Genomic DNA, 20,778 nt, shown 5'->3' on the forward strand with positions numbered 1-20,778 from the left:
CCGTCAGTCCTCCGGCAGTTCCACCGGCGCGATCTCGTCGTACACGTCGCCCGGCCCGGGGTTGGTCGCGTCGGTCGTGCCGCCCAGGTGGTGCATGACGCCCCAGACCGCGTTGAGCGCGGTCTGCACCGCCCCCTCGGCCCAGCCCGCCGTCCAGGAGATGTCGTCGCCGGCGAGGAAGATGCCGCGCTTGTCGGCGGGCAGCCGGTCCTGCATGAAGTGGGTGAACAGGCGCCGCTGGTAACGGTAGTGACCGGGCAGGTTGGCCTTGAACGCGCCCATGAAGTAGGGCTCGTTCTCCCAGGAGACGGTCACCGGGCTGGCGATGATGTGCTTCCGTATGTCGACACCGGGATAGATCTCACCGAGCGACTTCAGCATCACCTCCATCCGCTCGTTCGCGGACAGCGGCAGCCACTTCAGGCTGTCGTCGCACCAGGTGTAGGAGAGGCAGATGACCGCGGGCCGGTCCGGGCCGTCCTCCAGCAGGTAGGTGCCGCGGGTCATGCGGTCGGTGAGCGTCATCGACATGACGTCCCTCCCGGTCGGGTTGCCCTGGTCGTCGACGGCCTTGTCCCGCCAGAACGGCCGGTCGACCGGCACGAACAGCTTGGAGCTCTCCATGTAGTGGGTGCGCTCGATGGCGGTCCAGTGGTCGATCGGGAAGAGCGAGTCGTCGCAGTCGATCTTCGAGAGCAGCATCCAGGACTGGGCGGTGAAGACGGCCGCGCGGTAGGTGCGGATGTCGCCGTCCGCGTCCGTCACCGTGATGCGGTTGCCCGCCGTGCGGTGCAGCCGGGTCACCGCCGGGCGGGGCTCGCCGCCGATGTGCAGGGCTTTCAGCGAGGTGCCGTACGGCCAGTGGACGATCTTCTCCGGTTCGCGCTCCCACAGCCGCAGCGGCAGTTGCTGGGAGCCGCCGACGATGCCGCGGTGGTGGTCGTCGGCCTCGGTGTAGACGACGCGGAGGATCTCCAGGATGGAGTTGGGGAAGTCGGTGTCCCAGCCGCCGGTGCCGAAGCCGACCTGGCCGAAGATCTCCCGGTGCCGGAAGGACTTGAAGGCGTCCGAGTCGCAGAGGAAGCCGTAGAAGGTCTGGTTGTCGAGCTTCTCGACGAGCCTCGACCAGATCTCGCGGATGCGCGGCACGTCCCGCGTCCGCAGGGCGCGGTTCATGTCGGAGAAGTCGGCGCCCTCCTCCAGGCAGCGGGCCCAGGCGTCGGCCACGTCCCGGTAGACCTGCGGGAGGTCGGCCATGGTCTCGGCGTAGTGGGACTCGCCCTTGAGGTCCACGACGGTCGACGGGGTGGCCTCCGCGAGGGGGTTGGGGAACGGCAGGGTCTCGAGGCCCACCAGGTCGATGTAGTGCTGGAGCGCCGTGGAGGACGGCGGGAAACGCATCGCGCCCATCTCCGCGGTCAGCGAGGGGTCGCAGCCCTCGAAGCCCACCGTCCGCAGCCGGCCGCCGATCCGGTCGGCCTCGTACACCACCGGCTTCAGGCCCATCTTCATCAGCTCGTACGCGGCGACGATGCCGGACAGCCCGCCGCCGATGACCGCGATCTCGGTGCCGTGCTCGGTCGCGGGGACCTGGCCGAGGCCCGCGGGATGCGCGAGGAAGTCGTCGTAGGCGTACGGGAAGTCCGGGCCGAACATGGTGATCGGCGGCTGCTGCCCGTCGGGCTGCTCGATCGCGTTGGGCACGGTGGACGTCATGAGGTACGGACTCCTTGCGCGGGTGTGCGGGGAAGGGGGTTGGACGGGAGGGGGGTTGGCCGGGGAAAGGGTGTGCGGGGGTGAGCGGCCGCGGAGGTCAGGCGGGGGTGCCGTACAGCCCCGGGCGGCGATCCGCCAGATACGGGTTGGCCTCGCGGGAGGCGGCCAGGAGACCGGGGTCCACGTCGGCGAGCAGCAGTTCCTCCGCCCGCCCGGCCCTGGCGCGGGCGGTGCCGTCGGGTCCGGCGAGCGTGGAGAGCCCGACGAACTCGAACTCGCCCTCCTGTCCGACCCGGTTGACGTAGGCCAGGTACATCTGGTTCTCGAAGGCCCGTACCGGGACGAGGGACTCGGCGACGAACTGGAAGGGGTGCAGTTGCGCCGTCGGCACGAGCAGCAGGTCGGTGCCGGCCAGGGCGTGGGCGCGGACGTTCTCCGGGAACTCCACGTCGTAGCAGATCATCAGGCCGACGGTGAGGCCGCCCAGCTCGGCCTGGACGACCTGTCGCCCGCCCGGGGTGAAGTGCGCGCGCTCGAAGCCGCCGTAGAGGTGGGTCTTGCGGTAGTTCGCGAGCCGGGTGCCGTCGGCTGCGACAAGCTGGACGGAGTTGAAGACCGTTCCCGTTCCGTCGGACACGCGTTCGGGATAGCCGTAGGCGACGGCGAGTCCGTGGCGGGCGGCGGTCTCCGCGACCGCGTCGGCGGCCTCGCCGTCGGCGGGCTCGGCGAGCCTGGCGAGCCCGTCGCCGATCGCGTACCCGGTCAGGAACAGCTCCGGTGTGACGAGCAGCCCGGCGCCCGCGGCGGCGGCCCGGCCCGCGGCCTCGTCGAGGACCTTCAGGTTCTCGACGACGGAGCCGGGGCGGCCGGAGCTCTGGAGCAGGGCGGTGCGCATGCGGGATCCTCACCGGGTACGGAGGGGGGTCGGGGGTCGTTTAGACGGTACGGTCGGGCGGCACGGGCGGACAAGGCGGAGCCGTTGCGCGCGGGTGCGCGTTCCGTTGCGTCTCGCGTACGGCTTCCGGCGATTCGTTGCGTGTGCGCCGGAGGCGACGGGAGCATCGCCATGAACGGCGGGAACGGCGGAAGCGGCGGGATCGGCGGCCCGCTCTCGCCAGCAGGGCCGCCGTCAGCAGGTACGGCACCGCGCCCCAGGCGAAGGCGGTGGCGTGCCCGGCGGCCGTGGCGAGCGTCCCGTATCCCGCGTACACGGCGATCGTGGTGAGCGAGCTGCCCAGGCCCGCGACCGAGGTGAGGGTGGCCCGGCCGGTGTCCTCAAGACGCCGCTGGAGCCGTGCGTCGGCGAGCACGACCGCCAGCTGGAAGCCGCCGAAGGCCGCGGCGACCAGCACCAGACCGGCCGGGCTTCCGGAGGCGGCGCCCAGGGCCAACGCGCAGGCGGCGCCCGCCAGCAGCACGGCGAGCCCGCGGCTGCCGAGCCGGGACGCGGGTCCGGTCAGCAGACCGCCCGCAGTGGCACCGGCCCAGACCAGCAGCAGGAACCAGGGGACGTCGGTCTCGGCCACGCCGGTGTCGTGCGCCAGCAGCGGCGTGTACTCGTCGAGGGCCTCGAAGACGGCGGTCACGGCCGGGACGAGCAGCAGCGCCCCGCGTACGGACCGGTCGGCGCGAGCCTCGGCGAGCCCGGCTCGCAGGGTCGCGGTCCAGCCCCTGGCGTGGGCGGCCGGCCCCCGGTGTTCGGGGAGGCGGGTCGCCGTGGCCGCCGCGAGGAGACAGGTCAGTACGCTCGCCGCGCCGACGGCGGGATAGCCGCCCCGGGCGAACACCGGTCCGGCGAGGGCCATCGCGGCCGTGACGGCCACCAGTCCGCAGGCGCGCGTCCGGCCCATGATCCCGGCATAGCGGTCCGCGGCCCCGAGCCGCTCCAGTTCGTCGTACACCAGTGCTTCGAGCGTGCCGGAACCGAGCGCTCCGCCGGCGCCCCACAGCACGAAGCCGACGGCGAAGGAGGCGTACGACGGCAGCAGCACCCACAGGGCGAACCCGGTGGCGGTGAGCAGAGGGGCGAGGACGAGCAGCCGGCGCCGGGAGGTGCCGTCGGCCCAGGCTCCGGAGGGCACCTCCAGCAGGACCCCGGTGAGGGACCACAGGGCGAACAGGGAGGAGATCTGCCCGAGCGAGAGCCCGGCGTCGCTGAACAGCAGCGCGTACACCGGGTACAGCAGGACGAACTCGTCGAGGAACGCGTAGCGGTAGAGGGTGCGCGTGAGCCGCCGCGGACCGGTGGCGGGCGCGGGTGAAGTGGGCATCGGCCTTCCCGAGGTCGGATGTCGGACACCGGACGTGTGGCACGTGGCACGTCGGCGTCCGAGGCGGCCCTCGGGAAGCACAGGCGGGGTATCAATGTCGCCAGGTCATGCGGGAAGCGTAGACCGGCGGGGCGGGCGGTGTCGCCGGGATTTCGGGCGCCGCCGGCCCCTCTTACGTGGGCGCGCCCGACGAGAAGCGGCGCAGCAGGGGGGAGAGCACCAGTACGGACTTCGTGCGTTCCACGAAGGGCTCGCCCGCGATCCGTTCCAGCACGCGTTCGAAGTGGCGCATGTCGGAGGCGAAGACCTGGACGACCGCGTCCGCGTCCCCGGTGACGGTGGACGCGGCCACGACCTCCTGGTAGCGCTCCAGGCCTCGCCGGATGGTCTCCGGCGAGGTGTTGCGCCGGCAGTAGATCTCGACGAACCCCTCGGTCTCCCAGCCGAGGGCCGCCGGGTCCACGCGGACGGTGAAACCGGTGATGGCGCCGACGCCACGCAGCCGGTCGACGCGCCGCTTCACGGCGGGAGCCGACAGGCCGACCTGTTGCCCGATGTCCGCATAGGAGCGCCGGGCGTCCTCTGCGAGGGCGTGCACGATGCGTTCGTCGAGATCGTTCAGCACGGGTGGTGGATCACTTCTGGTCGGTTCTGATCAGTGTCGGTGGGACGTGGGACGTCGACAGGAGCCCGGGTCGGGTCGGTCCTGTTCAACCGGGCCGCGTTCTGCCCGGTCCTCTTCAACTCCAGCTCGCGTGCAGGGGCTTGCCCTCGGCGTACCCGGCCGCGCTCTGGATGCCCACGACGGCCTTCTCGGCGAACTCTTCCAAGGAGGCGGCGCCGGCGTAGGTGCAGGAGGAGCGGACGCCCGCGATGATCATGTCGATGAGGTCCTCGACGCCCGGGCGGGCCGGGTCGAGGAACATCCGGGACGTGGAGATGCCTTCCTCGAACAGCGCCTTGCGGGCGCGGTCGTACGCCGACTCCTCCGAGGTCCGGTTGCGCACGGCACGGGCGGAAGCCATGCCGAACGACTCCTTGTACGGGCGGCCGTCGGCGTCGTGCTGGAGGTCGCCGGGCGACTCGTAGGTGCCCGCGAACCAGGAACCGACCATCACGTTGGACGCGCCGGCCGCGAGGGCCATGGCCACGTCGCGCGGGTGGCGGACGCCGCCGTCGGCCCACACGTGCTTGCCGTACTTGCGGGCCTCGGCCGCGCACTCCAGGACGGCGGAGAACTGCGGCCGGCCGACGCCGGTCATCATGCGGGTGGTGCACATGGCACCGGGGCCGACACCGACCTTGATGATGTCCGCGCCCGCGTCGATCAGGTCCTTGACGCCCTCGGCGGAGACGATGTTGCCGGCCACGATCGGCACCCCGGGGTCGAGGTCGCGGACCACCTTCAGGCCGCTGATCATCGACTCCTGATGGCCGTGCGCGGTGTCGATCACGAGGGTGTCGACGCCGGCGTCGAGAAGCTGCTTCGCCTTGCCCGCCACGTCGCCGTTGATGCCGACGGCGGCGGCGACGCGCAGCCCGCCCCGGGCGTCGGTGGCGGGGGTGTAGAGGGTGGCGCGCAGGGCTCCGGTGCGGGTGAGGATGCCGGCGAGGCGGCCCTCGGCGTCGACGGCCGGGGCGTAGCGGCGGTTGGCGGCGTCCAGGCGGTTGAAGGCCTCGCGCGGGTCTATGTCCGCCTCGAGGAGCAGCAGATCCTTGGACATGACGACTTCGAGCTGGGTGAAGCGGTCGACGCCGGTCAGGTCCCGGTCGGTGACGACGCCGACGGGGCGCCGGTTCTCGTCGACGACCACGCCGGCGTTGTGGGCCCGCTTGGGCAGCAGGGAGAGGGCGTCGGCGACGGTCTGGTGCGGGGCGAGGACGATCGGGGTGTCGAGCACGTGGTGACGGCTCTTGACCCAGGAGACGACGTCGGTGACGACCTCGATCGGGATGTCCTGCGGAATGACGGCCAGGCCGCCGCGGCGGGCCACGGTCTCGGCCATGCGGCGGCCGGCGATCGCGGTCATGTTGGCGACGACGAGCGGGATGGTCGTGCCGCTGCCGTCCGGGGAACTGAGGTCGACGGACAGGCGGGAGCCGACGTTGCTGTGGCGCGGGACCATGAAGACGTCGTCGTACGTCAGGTCATGGGGCGGCTTGATGTCGTGGAGGAAACGCACGTACTTCATTCTCACACGGAGTGTGACCGAAAGGGACGCGGAGGATCGTCCAGGGCGGGCGGGGGTGCGGTTGTAGGAACGTCCAGGGGGCGGCGGGGAGTCGCGGGGAGTGGAGGCCTTTTTCACTCGCCCCGCCGCCCCTTCCCGCTCGCACCCCTCGGGGTTCCGCCCCCGGACCCCCGAAAAAAGACGCGCGGTTCCCCGCTCCCCTGAGCCGCCCTATATCCCGTCGGGGTCCGCGCGGCTCAGTGCCGCCTTCGGGGGCGGGCCCGCCGTCATCAGCGCGTCCGCGGCCGACGTGTCGGTCACCAGGCTGGTCACCAGTCCGGACCGCAGCACCGCGTCGATCGCCGCCGCCTTCCGCTGTCCGCCCGCGATCGCGATGACCTCGGGGATGCGCCGGAGCTGGTCCGCCTTGACGGTGATGCACCGTTCCCCCAGGTCACGCCCCACCCGGCGCCCCTCGGCGTCGAACAGGTGCGCGGACATTTCCGCGGCGACGCCCAGCGTCGCGTAGTGCGAACGCTCCTCCTCGCTGAGCATGTCGTGCACCGTGGAGATGCCCGCCTCCCAGGAGCCGATGGAGACGCACGCGACGGTGACCTTGTCGAAGTACTCGAAGGCCCGCGCGATCCCGGTCTGGTGCCGCAGCGCCGTCGCGGTCGCCGCGTCCGGCAGCAGCATCGGGGCGTAGATGGGGTGCGCGTCTCCCCCGGAGACCTGCGCCGCACGCCGTACCGCCTCCACCGACCCGCGTTCGGCGGTCCCGGCGTCGTACACGCCCGTGAGCTGCACGACCGTGCACGGCGGCAGCCGGTCGAGGGCTGCCGCCATGTGGATGGTGGAGCGCCCCCAGGCGAGCCCGAGGATGTCGCCCTCGGTCACCAGTTCGCCCAGGAGATCCGCGGCGACCTCGCCGAGGTTCTCCGGGTCGGGCGACTCGTCCGCGTCGGCGGGGGACTCGACCACGACGGCGTGCCGGAGGCCGTAACGGGCCCGCAGCGCGTCGGAACGCTCGGCGTCCAGCTCCGCGGGGACGCGGATCTCGATGCGCACGAGATCCCGTTCGAGAGCGGTCTCCAGGACCCGGGCCACCTTGAACCGGCTGACGCCGAACTCCTCGGCGATCTGGATCTTCGATTTGCCCTCGAGGTAGAAGCGGCGTGCCATGGCCGCCGCCTGCACCAGCTCCGCGGGTCCCATCCGCATCGCCGACCGGCCCGCCGACATACCCGACACGGCCATCTCCTCACTTCGTGCTGCTGTTCACATTCTCGATTCGCCGTTCATCCTTGCAGATCCATGGGTCCCGATCAGCCCGGACGGTCGGCGTTCAGCTCGCGTTGGTTCAGTGGTCGCATGCCCAGGAGGCACCTGCCGTCACGTTCTCGGCCCGGGCGCGCAGGGCGCGCACCGCGGCGGCGGGGTCGCCGGCACCGTAGACCGCGCTGCCGGCGACGAAGACGTCGGCGCCCGCCTCCGCGCAGCGCTCGATGGTCGTGGCCGAGACACCGCCGTCGACCTGGAGCCACAGATCGAGGCCGTGCTTGCCGATCAGCTCCCGCGTGCGGCGGATCTTGGGCAGCATGATGTCGAGGAAGGCCTGGCCGCCGAAGCCGGGCTCGACGGTCATGATCAGCAGCATGTCGAGCTCGGGCAGCAGGTCCTCGTACGGCTCGATCGGTGTCGCGGGCTTGAGGGCCATGGAGGCGCGGGCTCCCTTGGCGCGGATCTCACGGGCGAGACGCACCGGGGCGGCGGCCGCCTCCACGTGGAAGGTGACGGAGGAGGCGCCGGCCTCGACGTACTGGGGCGCCCAGCGGTCGGGGGCCTCGATCATCAGGTGGCAGTCCAACGGAGTGTCCGTCGCCCGGGCCAGCGACTCCACAATCGGCACGCCGAGCGTGAGATTGGGGACGAAGTGGTTGTCCATGACGTCGACGTGGAGCCAGTCGGCCCCCTCGACGGCCCGTGCCTCGTCGGCGAGACGCGCGAAGTCGGCGGACAGGATGCTGGGGTTGATCTGCACGGCCATGCCTCAAGCCTCCCATGCCGAAGCCGCGGCGTTCGCCCCGCGGGCACATCGTGCTTTGCTCGCGCGGCTCCCCGCGCCCCTTCAGCCGGGGCTGCGCCCCGTCAGGGGATCGGGGAACCGCGCGAGAGCCACGGCTCACCCGCCCACACGCCCCGGTCACCCGAGCTCTCGCGTCCCGGGTCACAGGGGCGGAGCCCCTCGAGAACGGGAAGGGTGTGGGCGGCGGGGGCGACAACCCCGGGGCCGGCCGCCCCCTCAGGAAACCCGGCGCACCAGCGCCAGATACATCGCGTCCGTCCCGTGCAGATGCGGCCACAGCTGCACGTCCGGGCCGTCGCCCAGCAGCGACACCCCCGGCAGCAGCGGCCGTGCGTCGAGCGATTCGAACCCCGGGTGTCGCTTGAGCACGTCCGTCACCACCGCCCGCGTCTCGGCGAGGTGCGGCGAGCATGTCGCATACCCCACGACGCCCCCCACCCGCACCGACCGCAGCGCCATCTCCAGCAGCCCCCGCTGCAACGGCGCGAACCCTTCCAGGTCCTCCGGCCGGCGCCGCCACCGCGCCTCCGGCCGCCTGCGCAGCGCGCCCAGACCGGTGCAGGGGACGTCCACCAGCACCCGGTCGAACGTCCCGGGCCGCCATGCGGGCCGGGTCCCGTCGGCGGTGACCACCTGGTACGGCCCGGGGTTGCCGTGCAGCGCCTTGGCCACCAGGCCCGCCCGGTGCGGCTGCTTCTCCGCCGCCACCAGTGCGGCCCCGCGCTCCGCGGCGAGCGCGGCCAGCAGTGCCGCCTTGCCGCCGGGCCCGGCGCAGCCGTCCAGCCACAGTTCGTCGCGGCCCTCCACGGGAGCGTTCGCGAAGGCGAGCGCGACGAGCTGGCTGCCTTCGTCCTGCACCCCCGCGCGCCCCTCGCGCACGGCCTCCACGGCCCCGGGCTCGCCGCCCTCGGTGAGCCGCACGGCATACGGCGACCAGCGGCCCGGCTCGGCGGCCGGCTCGCGCAGCAGTTCCCCGGCGGTGGCCCGGCCGGGGCGGGCGACGAGGGTGACCTCGGGGCGTTCGTTGTCGGCCTCGAGCAGGTCCTCGATGCCGGCCCGGCCGCCGCCGAGGGAGTCCCACAGCGCGGAGACGATCCAGCGGGGATGCGAGTGCACGACCGCGAGGTGGTCCTCGGGGTCCTCGTCGTACGGCGGCGCGACCTGCTCCAGCCAGCCGTCGAGATCGTGCCGGCCGACCTTGCGCAGCACGGCGTTGACGAACTTGGCCCGCCCGTCGCCGAGCACCACGCGGGCCAGCTCGACGGAAGCGGAGACCGCGGCGTGCGTCGGGATGCGGGTGCCGAGCAGCTGGTGCGCGCCGAGACTGAGCACGTCGAGGACCGGCGGGTCCACCTCGCGCAGCGGCCGGTCGACGCAGGCGGCGAGGACGGCGTCGTACGTGCCCTGCCGACGCAGTGTGCCGTAGACGAGCTCGGTGGCCAGCGCGGCGTCCCGGCCGTCGAAGCCTTCCTGCTCCCGGGCCTTGCGCAGCAGCGGGGGAAGGACGAGGTTGGCGTACGCGTCCCGTTCGTCCACCGCGCGCAGCGCCTCGAAGGCGAGGAAGCGGACGGGGTCCTTCTGGGGCTTGCGGTACGGCTTGCCGGGTTTACGGGGACGGCGGGGCTGATCGCTCACGAAAAAGGTGCTCCGGGTCGCAGAACGGGCTGTCCGTCCAGCCTACGCGGTGGCCGCCGGGCGGCCGCCGGCGCGCGCACCGGGCCGGTTCCGGCGCCCCCTTCCCGCCGTGGGCGCCCCGGCCGCCCCCTTCGCCATGGGGCGGCCCCGGCCGTCGTCGCGGGCCCCGCTGTCGGGTCCCTGCCGCCGTCGCCGGCTCTTCTGTCGCCGTCGCCGTCGCCGTCGCCGAGCACCCGCCGCCGCGGGGGACCAGGCCCTCGTCAGGAGCCCAGCAGCTCGGCCTCCGTGATGCGCACGCCGCGCGCCCAGTCGGCCGCGCGCATCGGCTTCTTGCCCTGGGCCTGCACCCACAGCAGCTCGACGGCGTGCGAGCCGGTGCCCACGTGGACGCTGTTCTTGCCCACGGCGAGGCCGCCCGGGTCGAGATCGGCGCGCTCGGGGGCGGGGGCGAGCTGGATCAGCTTGAGCCGCTCGCCGCGGAAGGTGGTCCAGGCGCCGGGGGCCGGGGTGCAGCCGCGCACGACACGGTCGACGCGCAGGGCCGGGGCCGCCCAGTCGACGCGCGCGTCCTCCACCGTGATCTTCGGGGCCAGGGTGACGCCCTCGGCGGGCTGCGGCACCGCCTTCACGGTGCCGTCCTCGATCCCGTCCATCGTGGCGGCCAGCAGCCCGGAGCCGGCGAAGGCGAGCCGGGTGAGCAGATCGCCGCTGGTGTCGGTGGGCCGGATCTCCTCGGTGACGGTGCCGTAGACCGGACCGGAGTCGAGCCCTTCCTCGATCAGGAAGGTGGAGGCACCGGTGATCTCGTCGCCCGCCATGAGGGAATGCTGCACGGGGGCGGCCCCGCGCCACGCGGGCAACAGGGAGAAATGCAGGTTGACCCAGCCGTGGACCGGGACGTCGAGGGCCACGCGGGGCAGCAGGGCTCCGTAGGCGACGACGGGGCAGCAGTCGGGGGCGATCTCGCGCAGCCGGGCCAGGAAGTCCTCGCCGCCGGGCCGGTGCGGCTTGAGCACCTCGATGCCGGCCTCCTCGGCCCGCTCGGCGACCGGGCTGGCGATCAGCCGCCGTCCCCGGCCGGCCGGTGCGTCGGGGCGGGTGACGACGGCGGCGACCTCGTGCCGCCCGGAGGCGATCAGGGCGTCCAGGGCGGGGACGGCGACCTCGGGGGTGCCTGCGAAGACGAGCTTCATACGGGTGTGTCGGCCTCTCGGGCAGGGATGCGTACCAATGCGTACCGGCGACGAAGTCCGCCCAGTCTATGGCCCGGTGCCGCCGGACGGCCGTGGCCCGGCAGCGTCGCCGTCACAGTCGCCGTCGGGGGTGCGGACGGGCCCGGCGGGCGTACGCGTACGCTTCCGCGCCCCCACACCGTGACCAGTCACGCAGAAACGCGTTGGTCAAGAAGGAGTTGACCCCGACGGGCCGGAACCACGGTCCACAGCTTGCCGTACGCACCTCCACATCGCACCACCCGCACACCTCACCACCCGCACGTCTCACCACCGCTGTATCTCTCCATCTCTTCATCGCCGGTTCGAGAGGCTTGTTCATGGCCGACCACGCAACCCACGACGCCCAGGCCCGGGCCAGCCTGCACTTGCTGGTGCGGGACATCGAGCGGGTCCGCCGGCAGGTGGACGCGCTGCGCACGCTCACCGCCCAGCTGGGCAACGTCTACCGTCCCCGCCGCTCCGGCCCCTCCGCGGGCTTCGTCGTCTACGGGCGGGCCCCCGCCCCGACCGTCCGGCTCGCGCAGGAACTGCGGGACAGCGTCGAGACCCTGGTCACGGCGGCCGTGGACTTCGACCGCTCCCTGGGGTTCTCGTGGGACGCGGTGGGCTCGGCGCTCGGCGTCACCAAGCAGGCGGTGCACCGGCGCTACGGCGCGCGCCGGGCGGCCGCCCAGGCAGCCGCCGAGGCGGAACGCACGGCGGAGTCCGCGGGGTCGGCGGGGTCCCGCCCCGTCAACGTCGGCTCCGGACTGCCGACAGTTCCGGCGGCACGCACGATGCCGACCCAGCCCACGGCGGGGAGCCCGTCGCTGCGCGAGGAGCCCAGGCCTCCCGCGTTCCCGACCCCCCGCAACGGCTGACCGGTCGGCACGCCCGCGGAGCCCCGCGCACAGCCGGGGCTCCAGGCCGTCACGGTCGTCGCCGCGCGCGATTCCGCGGTGCACGAGGTCGCCGTGCACGGCGTCACCGCGTGACCGGCGGGGCCGACGGGCCCCCTCCCGCCGTTCCCGCGCCCGTAGACCGGGCGCCGCGTCCGCCTCCGCCCGCCCGAACTCCGTCGGGGGCGGCGGGACGGGTCACCTCAGCCGATGTCCGGCGGGTCGATGCGTATCCTCACCTCGGCCCCCGCTCCGCGTGCCATCCGTGCCGCCTGCGCCACCTTGAGCGCCGTCGCGAGCCCCGCCCCGCTGCCCGGCGGCACCCGGACCAACGCCCGCTCGCTCTCCCCCGACGGGACGGCGCCTCCCGGCGCCACGACCGGGACCGGCCCCAATACGTCGGCGTCCCCCGGCAGCTCCACCGCCGCCAGGAACTCCGACACGGTGCCCACCGGTCCAGCCACCGCCGCCATCCGGAACACCGGCGGGAAGCCGAGCTCGCGCCGCTCCCCCAGCTCGCGTACCGCGTGCCCGGCCGGGTCCCAGCGCACCAGCGCCTGCACGGGCCGCAGCGTCGGTTCGGCGACGATCACCACCGTTCCCCCGGCCTCCTGCGGCCGGACCAGCGCGGCCGCGCCGATCCACCGCCGCAGCGCCTCTTCCCCCGCCCGCAGGTCGGGCCGGCCAAGCATCGCCCAGCCGTCGAGCAGCAGCGCCGCCGCGTACCCGCCCTCGGCGACGGGTTCAGCCCCGGGCGTGCTCACCACCAGCGCGGGCGTCCCCGGCACCGTGTCCAGCACATGCTCGCGTCCTGAGGTGCGCACCGGCACCGCCGGGAACGCCCGCCCCAGCTCCTCCGCCGTCCGCCGCGCCCCCACGACCTGCGCCCGCAGGCGGAACCCACCGCATTCCGGACAGTGCCAGGCCGGCTCCCCGGTACCGCACCACACGCACCGCAGCTCACCGGCGTCCCGTGCCTCCAGCGGTCCGGCGCAGCGCCCGCAGCGGGCCGGTGCCCGGCACTGGGCACAGGCCAGCCGGGGCACGTATCCCCGCCGCGGCACCTGGATCAGCACCGGTCCGTGCCGCAGTCCCTCGCGCAGCGTCTGCCAGGCGAGCGTGGGGAGCCGGGCCGCGCGGGCGGCCTCGTCGCGGGCCAGGTCCTGGTCGCCGACGGTCCGCACCAGCGGGGCGGTGGCCCGCACCCGTTCCCGGTCGGCGACCAGGGGCGCGGCCCAGCCGCTCTCGACCAGTTGCGCGGCCTCCACCGTGCAGCTCCAGCCGCCCAGCAGGAACGCGCACCGGTCGCGGGTGGCGCGCAGCTCCAGCACCTCCCGCACGTGCGGGAAGGGCGCGTGGTCGTCGCTGTGCCCGGAGTCGCCGTCGTCCCACACCACGACAAGTCCCAGGTTCCGCACCGGCGCGAACATCGCGGCGCGGGTCCCGACGACGGCCCGCACCGCGCCCCGGCGCACGGCGAGCCATTCCCGGTACCGCTGCTCCTGTCCCACGTCGGCGGTCAGCACCGCGTGCTGTCCCTCACCCAGCAGGGCGGTGAGCGCGGCGCCGACCCGGCCCGCGGGCCGCCCGGACGGTACGACGACCAGCGCACCGCGGCCCGAGGCGAGCGTGGCCCGCACGGCCCGGGCGATCTCCTCGGCCCACTCGGGACCGGGCAGCGCGGTCCACACCGCCCGCGGCGCGCCGCCGGTGGCCAGGGCCCGCAGGAAGCCCTCGCCCCTGCCGTAACGCGCCCAGCTGCCGGGCTCGGGCGGGGCCGGCGGCGCGGGCGGCGCACCCGACTCGCGGGCCTCGGCGCGGGCGTGCCGGGGCGGCACCGCCAGTTGCAGCACGTCGGCGAGACTCCCCGCGTACCGGTCGGCGACGGCGCGGGCGAGGCCCAGCAGCTCGGGGTCGAGAACCGGTTCCGGCGACACGACCTGCGCGAGGGCGGCCAGCGGCCCGGCGTAGTCGGACTCGGCGACCCGCTCGACCAGGAACCCGTCGATGAGGCTCCCGCCTTCACGCCGCCCGTCCCGCACGGTGCGCCCCCCGGCGCCGAACCTGACCCGCACCCGCACCCCCGGCTGCGCGGCCGCGTCGAGCTCCTCGGGCACGGCGTAGTCGAAGTACCGGTCGAGGTGCAGCACGCCTTTGTCGACCAGCACCCGGGCCACGGGCAGCTCCTTGGCCAGCGCCGCCCCCCGCCAGGTGCGCGGCTTGGCCCGGGGCACTTTCGCCTTGCGCACACTCTCGCGGATCAACGCGAGCTGCTCCGGCGGCGCCTCACCCCCCGCGCCTCCGGCCCCCGCCCTCCCGTTCTCGCTGCTCACATCTGCATTCTTACCAAAGGGCACTGACAACGGACGGGGGCGCGAACACCGTGGGCCCGGCCCCCGAAAGAGGGGCCGGGCCCACGGACGGCTGAGCTCGCTCGGCTCAGAGGCCCACGGCCTCACGCAGCGCGTCCACGCGGTCCGTGCGTTCCCAGGTGAAGTCGGCGAGTTCGCGGCCGAAGTGGCCGTACGCCGCCGTCTGGGCGTAGATCGGGCGGAGCAGGTCGAGGTCGCGGATGATGGCGGCCGGGCGGAGGTCGAAGACCTCGGCGATGGCGGCCTCGATCTTCTCCGCGTCGACCTTGGCGGTGCCGAAGGTCTCCACGAACAGGCCCACCGGCTCGGCCTTGCCGATCGCGTAGGCGACCTGGACCTCGCAGCGGGAGGCCAGGCCCGCGGCGACCACGTTCTTGGCGACCCAGCGCATCGCGTAGGCGGCCGAGCGGTCGACCTTGGAGGGGTCCTTGCCGGAGAAGGCGCCGCCGCCGTGGCGGGCCATGCCGCCGTAGGTGTCGATGATGATCTTGCGGCCGGTCAGGCCGGCGTCGCCCATCGGGCCGCCGATCTCGAAGCGGCCGGTCGGGTTGACCAGCAGGCGGTAGCCCTCGGTCTCCAGCTTGATGCCGTCGTCCAGCAGGGCCTTCAGCTCCGGCTCGACGACGAACTCGCGGATGTCGGGGGCCAGCAGCGACTCCAGGTCGATGTCACTGGCGTGCTGGGAGGAGACGACGACCGTGTCGAGGCGGACCGCCTTGTCGCCGTCGTACTCGATGGTGACCTGCGTCTTGCCGTCCGGGCGCAGGTAGGGGATGGTGCCGTTCTTGCGGACGTCGGAGAGGCGCTTGGACAGCCGGTGGGCCAGGAAGACGGGCAGCGGCATCAGCGTGGGCGTCTCGTCCGAGGCGTAGCCGAACATCAGGCCCTGGTCGCCGGCGCCCTGCCGATCCAGCTCGTCGTCGTCCCCCTCGACACGGTTCTCATAAGCCGCGTCCACACCCTGGGCGATGTCCGGAGACTGCGCGCCGATGGAGACGGAGACACCGCAGGAGGCGCCGTCGAAGCCCTTCTTGGACGAGTCGTACCCGATCCCGAGGATCGTGTTGCGCACCAGCGTCGCGATGTCCGCGTACGCCTTGGTGGTGACCTCGCCGGCCACGTGCACGAGGCCGGTGGTGATCAGCGTCTCCACGGCGACCCGGGAGGTCGGGTCCTCCCGCAGGAGCGCATCGAGGATGGTGTCACTGATCTGGTCAGCGATCTTGTCCGGGTGACCCTCGGTGACTGATTCCGAGGTGAACAGGCGACGGGACACAACGCTCCCTGGGGTTGCAGCGGCTGCTGGCTGATCATTGGTGGACGGGCCGGGAGCTGCGCCCGGCAACGTCCGATGACAGTTTATCGGTCATGCCCGGCCACGGGCCTACCTGTCTCGCTTCTCGGTACCGCTGTGACCTGCGGCACGGGCATTCTGCCCAATGCCGGGTCCGCTTTCCAGGGGGCCTCGGCAGAGGGCACGAACGGAGCGGGCGGGTCCGCGGGGACGGCCGGGGTGGTCAGGCGAGTCGGGCGGCCACGAGGTCCCAGACGGTGTCGGCCAGGTCCTCCTTCGGGCCGTGCGGCACGGGGGTTTCGCTGCCGTCGGCCCCCAGGACCAGGGCCTCGTTCTCCTCGGCGCCGAAGGTCCGGTGCTCCCCCACCTCGTTGACGACGAGCAGGTCGCAGCCCTTGCGCGCCAGCTTGGCGCGGCCGTTGGCGAGGACGTCGTCGGTCTCGGCGGCGAAGCCCACGATCACCTGCCCGGGCCTCGCCCGGTCGGCCGATATCTCGGCGAGGACGTCCGGATTGCGTACCAGCGTGACCGGTTCGGGTTCCTGACCGTCCTTCTTCTTGATCTTGCCGGCCGCGTAGACGGCGGGGCGGAAGTCGGCGACCGCGGCGGCCATGACGACGGCGTCGGCGTCGGCCGCCGCCTTCAGCACCGCCTCGCGCAGCTGGACCGCCGTGCCCACCGGGACGACGTCGACGCCGGCCGGGTCGGGCAGCGCGGCGTTGGCGGCGACCAGGGTGACCCTGGCTCCCCGCGCGGCGGCCGTGCGGGCGAGGGCGTAGCCCTGCTTGCCGGAGGAGCGGTTGCCGAGGAAGCGGACCGGGTCGAGCGGTTCCCGGGTGCCGCCGGCACTGACCACGACGTGCCGCCCCGCGAGGTCGGGTCGGCTCGCACCCCGGGCCAGGACGCGGCGGCACACCTCGAAGATCTCGGCCGGGTCGGGCAGCCGGCCCTTGCCGGTGTCGACGCCGGTGAGACGGCCGACGGCGGGCTCGATGACGACGGCGCCCCGGCGGCGCAGCGTCGCCACGTTCTCCCGGGTGGCGGGGTGCTCCCACATCTCGGTGTGCATCGCGGGGGCGAAGACGACCGGGCAGCGGGCGGTGAGGAGGGTGTTGGTCAGCAGGTCGTCGGCGAGGCCGTGGGCGGCCCTGGCCAGGGTGTCGGCGGTGGCGGGTGCGACGACGACGAGGTCGGCGGCCTGGCCGATGCGCACGTGCGGCACCTCGTGGACGTCGTCCCAGACCTCGGTGGAGACCGGGTGGCCGGAGAGCGCGGACCAGGTGGCGGCGCCGACGAAGTGCAGCGCGGAGGCGGTGGGGACGACTCGTACGTCATGGCCGGACTCGGTCAGCCGGCGCAGCAGCTCGCACGCCTTGTAAGCGGCGATGCCACCGCTGACCCCCAGAACGACCTTGGGCTTGCTGTCCGGATGCACCGGGCCTCCCCGCTCTCGACACCCGTACGCATCGGCTCGTCGGCGTACGGGTTCCATGACACACCACAGGCCCGGCAGTCGCGCTGCCGGGCCTGTGGAAAAACTACTTGCAGTCTGAAAATGCGACTGCCGCTACCGCTGGACGCCGTTCCTGCGCGCCGTTACTGCGCCGGGCCCTCGACGGCCTCGGAGGTCAGCAGACCGGCGTTGATCTCACGCAGGGCGATCGACAGCGGCTTCTCGTGGACGTGCGTGTCGACCAGGGGACCGACGTACTCGAGGAGACCTTCGCCGAGCTGCGAGTAGTACGCGTTGATCTGGCGGGCCCGCTTGGCCGCGTAGATCACGAGGCTGTACTTCGAGTCGGTGGCCTCGAGGAGCTCGTCGATCGGCGGGTTGATGATGCCCTCGGGCGTGGTGATGGAAGAGGACACGCTCTACCTTCCGAAAGATGGGATGAGATCGAAGAAAACGATCACACTACGTCCATCAACACTAGCAGCTCGCGCGCCACGTCCTCGACGGAGGTGTTGACAAGGGTCTCGTCGAACTCCGACTCGGCCGCGAGTTCGATCTTCGCCGCCGCGAGACGGCGCTCGATCACCTCGGGCGGCTCGGTGCCGCGCCCGGTGAGCCGGCGCACGAGCTCCTCCCAGGAGGGTGGCGCCAGGAACACGAGACGGGCGTCCGGCATGGACTCGCGGACCAGCCGGGCACCCTGGAGGTCGATCTCCAGCAGGACCGGCTCGCCCGCCTCCAGCCGCTCCAGCACGGCGGCGCGCGGCGTGCCGTAGCGGTTGCCGGCGAACTCGGCCCACTCCAGGAGCTCGCCGTTGGCGATCAGCTTGTCCATCTCCTCGTCGGTGACGAAGAAGTACTGGACCCCGTGCTTCTCACCGGGGCGGGGCGTGCGGGTCGTCGCCGACACCGAGAGCCAGACCTCGGGGTGCTGCTTGCGCATATGTGCGACGACCGTGCTCTTGCCGACCCCGGAGGGGCCGGAGAGCACGGTCAGCCGCGGACGTGCGTCCGGGGGTACGGGGGACGTCCCCCGGGGTGTTACAGCCATGCGGTGATTATTCCAGCAATCCCGGGGTGCCCCGGACTCGACGGGATTCCAGCGATCCCGGGGCCCCGTACTCAGCTGGCCTGGCTGCCGAACTCCCGCTCCAGGGAGGCGATCTGGTTGGAGCCGAGACCGCGGACCCGGCGGCTCTCGGAGATGCCGAGCCGCTCCATGATCTGCTTGGCGCGGACCTTGCCCACGCCCGGCAGGGACTCCAGGAGTGCGGAGACCTTCATCTTGCCGATGACGTCGTTCTCCTGGCCCTGCTTGATGACCTCGTGAAGGGAGGCGCCGGAGTGCTTGAGTCGATTCTTCACCTCGGCCCGCTCCCGGCGAGCCGCGGCGGCCTTTTCGAGCGCGGCTGCGCGCTGTTCGGGGGTAAGGGGCGGAAGAGCCACGCCTACGTCACCTCGGATGTCGAACTGTCGGATACGGACCGGTGAGGAACCTAGTCGTCCCACACCTGGTGAGGCACGGGCAACACGCTCGCCCGTTCACTCTCGTCGGAGACTAGCGGTCAAGTCCGCGAGAGTCAGCGAGAACAGCGGAAAAGTCCTGGTCAGCCTCTGTCGAGCCAGACATTTGCGGCATAACGGCCTGGATTTGAGCCTGTATTCAGGCTCAAGTGGTGTCAAGAAGCCGTCACTGCCGCCCTGACCTCCTCCGCGAAGCGGTCCGCGGCCCTCCGCAACGCGCCCGCGTCGGGCCCGTGGCGGAGCACGCCGCGGCTGACGTTGGGCACGACGTCGCGCACCGCGGCGCCGAAGACCCGCGGGAGATCGGCCGGGGTGGCGCCCTGGGCGCCGATGCCGGGTGCGAGGAGCGGACCGTTGATCGCCAGGTCGTACGACGACAGGTCGCCGAGTGTCGCGCCGACGACCGCCCCGAAGGAGCCCAGCGGGTCCTCCCCCGCGTTCTCGGCGGCCAGGTGGGCCAGGACCGTGGCGCCCACGTTCCGGCCCGCGCCCTCGCCGTCCCCGGCGCGCACCGCGTGCTGCACCTCGCCGCCCTCCGGGTTGGAGGTGAGCGCGAGGACGAAGAGGCCGGCGCCGCTCCCCCGGGCCAGCTCCACGGCGGGCCGCAGCGATCCGTACCCCAGGTACGGCGAGACGGTGAGCGCGTCCGAGAACAGGGGGGCGTCCCGGTGCAGGAAGGCCTCGGCGTAGGCGGCCATGGTGGAGCCGATGTCGCCGCGCTTGGCGTCCATGACGACGAGCGCGCCTGCGGCCCGCGCCTCCTGGACCGTCGCCTCCAGGACGGCGACGCCGCGCGAGCCGAAGCGCTCGAAGAACGCGCTCTGCGGCTTCAGTACGGCGACCCGGCCGGCCACGGCCTCGACGACCGTGCGACTGAACCGCTCCAGGCCGCTCACGTCGTCGTTCAGGCCCCAGTCGGCGAGCAGGGAGGCGTGCGGGTCGATGCCGACACACAGCGGTCCGCGCTCGTCCATGGCACGGCGCAGCCGGGCGCCGAAGGGCTCGTACGAGGTCATGCGGGGTTCCTCACGTCGGCGCCGACCGCGTCGGCGAGGGACGGGTACGGGCTGGTGCGCAGGCGCGCGGCGAGACCCTTGTGGACGGAGCGGCCCCAGAAGGGGCCCTGGTAGATGAAGGCGCTGTAGCCCTGGACCAGGGTGGCGCCGGCCAGGATGCGCCGCCAGGCGTCCTCGGCGTCCTCGATGCCGCCGACGCCGACCAGGGTGACGCGGTCGCCCACGCGCGCGTAGAGGCGGCGCAGCACCTCGAGGGAGCGTTCCTTGAGCGGGGCACCGGACAGGCCGCCGGTCTCCCTCACCACGGAGGCGTCGGCGCGCAGGCCGAGGCCCTCGCGGGCGACGGTGGTGTTGGTGGCGATGATCCCGTCGAGGCCGAGTTCCACGGCGAGGTCGGCGACGGCGTCCACGTCCTCGTCGGCCAGGTCGGGCGCGATCTTGACCAGCAGGGGCACGCGGCGCCCGGTCACCGCGTGGTCGGCGGCCTCCCGGACGGCGGTCAGCAGCGGGCGCAGCGCCTCGGTGGCCTGAAGATCGCGCAGGCCGGGGGTGTTGGGCGAGGAGACGTTGACGACGAGGTAGTCGGCGTGCGGGGCGAGCCGTTCGGCGGACTTCACGTAGTCGGCGACGGCCTCCCCCTCCGGGACGACCTTGGTCTTGCCGATGTTGACGCCGAGCACCGTCCGGAAGACGGGGGTGCGGGCGGCCAGGCGGGCGGCGACGGCGGCGGAGCCGTCGTTGTTGAAGCCCATGCGGTTGATCAGCGCCCGGTCCGGCACCAGGCGGAACAGCCGCTTCCTCGGGTTGCCGGGCTGGGGCTCGCCGGTGACGGTGCCGATCTCGACGTGGTCGAAGCCGAGCATCGCCAGTCCGTCGATCGCGACGGCGTTCTTGTCGAAGCCCGCGGCGAGCCCGAAAGGGCTGTGCAGGCGCAGCCCCAGCGCCTCGGTGCGCAGTTCCCTGTGGCGGGGGGCGAGGGCCGCCGCGACGAGCGTGCGCAGGACGGGGACGCGGGCGACGAGGCGGATCCAGCGCATTGCCAGGTGGTGCGCGCGTTCCGGGTCCAGGCGGGAGAAGACGAGCCGGAAGAAGAGCGGGTACATGTGGGTGTCCTCATGAGGAGGGGGA

The 20,778-nt window shown here is 73.0% G+C and carries 18 protein-coding genes; 1 reads left to right on the plus strand and 17 read right to left on the minus strand.

Annotation, left to right across the window (positions count from 1 at the left end; all coding sequences use genetic code 11):
• Positions 1-3 precede the first annotated feature (3 nt).
• The 9 genes from QFZ64_RS06840 to fmt form a co-directional block, all read right to left on the minus strand.
• Positions 4-1,716 carry an NAD(P)/FAD-dependent oxidoreductase gene (locus QFZ64_RS06840; protein WP_307063372.1) on the minus strand — a complete coding sequence of 571 codons (1,713 nt, stop codon included), beginning with the start codon at positions 1,714-1,716 and terminating at the stop codon, positions 4-6.
• A gap of 97 nt (positions 1,717-1,813) precedes the next feature.
• A complete protein-coding gene (locus QFZ64_RS06845) occupies positions 1,814-2,611 on the minus strand; it encodes a carbon-nitrogen hydrolase family protein (protein WP_307063374.1) in 798 nt (265 codons plus the stop codon).
• Positions 2,612-2,651: 40 nt separating this feature from the next.
• Positions 2,652-3,986 carry an MFS transporter gene (locus tag QFZ64_RS06850; protein WP_307063376.1) on the minus strand — a complete coding sequence of 445 codons (1,335 nt, stop codon included), beginning with the start codon at positions 3,984-3,986 and terminating at the stop codon, positions 2,652-2,654.
• Positions 3,987-4,158: 172 nt separating this feature from the next.
• Positions 4,159-4,611 (minus strand): Lrp/AsnC family transcriptional regulator, encoded by a 453-nt coding sequence (locus QFZ64_RS06855; protein ID WP_307063378.1) that lies wholly within the window; start codon positions 4,609-4,611, stop codon positions 4,159-4,161.
• 115 nt (positions 4,612-4,726) lie between these two features.
• Positions 4,727-6,178 carry a GuaB1 family IMP dehydrogenase-related protein gene (locus QFZ64_RS06860; RefSeq protein ID WP_307063381.1) on the minus strand — a complete coding sequence of 484 codons (1,452 nt, stop codon included), beginning with the start codon at positions 6,176-6,178 and terminating at the stop codon, positions 4,727-4,729.
• A 210-nt stretch (positions 6,179-6,388) separates the two neighbouring features.
• A complete protein-coding gene (locus QFZ64_RS06865) occupies positions 6,389-7,414 on the minus strand; it encodes a sugar-binding transcriptional regulator (RefSeq protein WP_307063383.1) in 1,026 nt (341 codons plus the stop codon).
• Positions 7,415-7,517: 103 nt separating this feature from the next.
• Positions 7,518-8,204, minus strand: a complete 687-nt coding sequence (rpe, locus tag QFZ64_RS06870; RefSeq protein WP_307063385.1) for a ribulose-phosphate 3-epimerase — start codon at positions 8,202-8,204, stop codon at positions 7,518-7,520.
• A gap of 255 nt (positions 8,205-8,459) precedes the next feature.
• On the minus strand, positions 8,460-9,878 hold the full coding sequence (locus QFZ64_RS06875; protein ID WP_307063388.1) for an RsmB/NOP family class I SAM-dependent RNA methyltransferase: 1,419 nt from the start codon (positions 9,876-9,878) through the stop codon (positions 8,460-8,462).
• Between the two features lie 260 nt (positions 9,879-10,138).
• Positions 10,139-11,071: a methionyl-tRNA formyltransferase gene (gene fmt, locus QFZ64_RS06880; protein WP_307063390.1), complete on the minus strand. Its 933-nt coding sequence runs from the start codon at positions 11,069-11,071 to the stop codon at positions 10,139-10,141.
• A 359-nt stretch (positions 11,072-11,430) separates the two neighbouring features.
• On the opposite strand from fmt, the gene QFZ64_RS06885 reads away from it, so the two are divergent.
• Entirely contained in the window at positions 11,431-11,973 is a 543-nt protein-coding gene (locus tag QFZ64_RS06885) for a hypothetical protein (RefSeq protein WP_307063392.1), read from the plus strand.
• A gap of 221 nt (positions 11,974-12,194) precedes the next feature.
• On the opposite strand, the gene QFZ64_RS06890 is transcribed toward QFZ64_RS06885, so the two are convergent.
• The 8 genes from QFZ64_RS06890 to QFZ64_RS06925 form a co-directional block, all read right to left on the minus strand.
• The gene (locus QFZ64_RS06890) at positions 12,195-14,324 is read right to left on the minus strand and encodes a primosomal protein N' (RefSeq protein ID WP_307063394.1); all 2,130 of its coding nucleotides are present in this window, start codon (positions 14,322-14,324) and stop codon (positions 12,195-12,197) included.
• A 106-nt stretch (positions 14,325-14,430) separates the two neighbouring features.
• Positions 14,431-15,639 (minus strand): methionine adenosyltransferase, encoded by a 1,209-nt coding sequence (gene metK / locus QFZ64_RS06895; protein ID WP_307063395.1) that lies wholly within the window; start codon positions 15,637-15,639, stop codon positions 14,431-14,433.
• Positions 15,640-15,880: 241 nt separating this feature from the next.
• Complete coding sequence (coaBC, locus tag QFZ64_RS06900) at positions 15,881-17,092, minus strand: bifunctional phosphopantothenoylcysteine decarboxylase/phosphopantothenate--cysteine ligase CoaBC (protein WP_307063397.1); 1,212 nt, start codon at positions 17,090-17,092, stop codon at positions 15,881-15,883.
• A 161-nt stretch (positions 17,093-17,253) separates the two neighbouring features.
• A complete protein-coding gene (rpoZ, locus tag QFZ64_RS06905; protein ID WP_030610454.1) occupies positions 17,254-17,526 on the minus strand; it encodes a DNA-directed RNA polymerase subunit omega in 273 nt (90 codons plus the stop codon).
• Between the two features lie 41 nt (positions 17,527-17,567).
• Entirely contained in the window at positions 17,568-18,161 is a 594-nt protein-coding gene (gmk, locus tag QFZ64_RS06910) for a guanylate kinase (RefSeq protein WP_307063400.1), read from the minus strand.
• Between the two features lie 71 nt (positions 18,162-18,232).
• Positions 18,233-18,556, minus strand: a complete 324-nt coding sequence (locus QFZ64_RS06915; RefSeq protein ID WP_030382391.1) for an integration host factor — start codon at positions 18,554-18,556, stop codon at positions 18,233-18,235.
• A 233-nt stretch (positions 18,557-18,789) separates the two neighbouring features.
• Complete coding sequence (gene pyrF / locus QFZ64_RS06920; RefSeq protein ID WP_307063401.1) at positions 18,790-19,650, minus strand: orotidine-5'-phosphate decarboxylase; 861 nt, start codon at positions 19,648-19,650, stop codon at positions 18,790-18,792.
• The gene (locus QFZ64_RS06925; protein WP_307063403.1) at positions 19,647-20,753 is read right to left on the minus strand and encodes a quinone-dependent dihydroorotate dehydrogenase; all 1,107 of its coding nucleotides are present in this window, start codon (positions 20,751-20,753) and stop codon (positions 19,647-19,649) included. The genes pyrF and QFZ64_RS06925 overlap by 4 nt, the downstream gene beginning before the upstream one ends.
• Positions 20,754-20,778 lie beyond the last annotated feature (25 nt).

The organism is Streptomyces sp. B3I8, assembly GCF_030816915.1.
Lineage (GTDB): Bacteria > Actinomycetota > Actinomycetes > Streptomycetales > Streptomycetaceae > Streptomyces.

Bases quoted from the DNA above. Each gene is read 5' to 3' on its own strand.
- QFZ64_RS06840 (WP_307063372.1), bottom strand. From the start codon at position 1,716: ATGACGTCCACCGTGCCCAACGCGATCGAGCAGCCCGACGGGCAGCAG.
- QFZ64_RS06845 (WP_307063374.1), bottom strand. From the start codon at position 2,611: ATGCGCACCGCCCTGCTCCAGAGCTCCGGCCGCCCCGGCTCCGTCGTC.
- QFZ64_RS06850 (WP_307063376.1), bottom strand. From the start codon at position 3,986: ATGCCCACTTCACCCGCGCCCGCCACCGGTCCGCGGCGGCTCACGCGC.
- QFZ64_RS06860 (WP_307063381.1), bottom strand. From the start codon at position 6,178: ATGAAGTACGTGCGTTTCCTCCACGACATCAAGCCGCCCCATGACCTG.
- QFZ64_RS06865 (WP_307063383.1), bottom strand. From the start codon at position 7,414: ATGGCCGTGTCGGGTATGTCGGCGGGCCGGTCGGCGATGCGGATGGGA.
- rpe (WP_307063385.1), bottom strand. From the start codon at position 8,204: ATGGCCGTGCAGATCAACCCCAGCATCCTGTCCGCCGACTTCGCGCGT.
- fmt (WP_307063390.1), bottom strand. From the start codon at position 11,071: ATGAAGCTCGTCTTCGCAGGCACCCCCGAGGTCGCCGTCCCCGCCCTG.
- QFZ64_RS06885 (WP_307063392.1), top strand. From the start codon at position 11,431: ATGGCCGACCACGCAACCCACGACGCCCAGGCCCGGGCCAGCCTGCAC.
- gmk (WP_307063400.1), bottom strand. From the start codon at position 18,161: ATGGCTGTAACACCCCGGGGGACGTCCCCCGTACCCCCGGACGCACGT.
- pyrF (WP_307063401.1), bottom strand. From the start codon at position 19,650: ATGACCTCGTACGAGCCCTTCGGCGCCCGGCTGCGCCGTGCCATGGAC.
- QFZ64_RS06925 (WP_307063403.1), bottom strand. From the start codon at position 20,753: ATGTACCCGCTCTTCTTCCGGCTCGTCTTCTCCCGCCTGGACCCGGAA.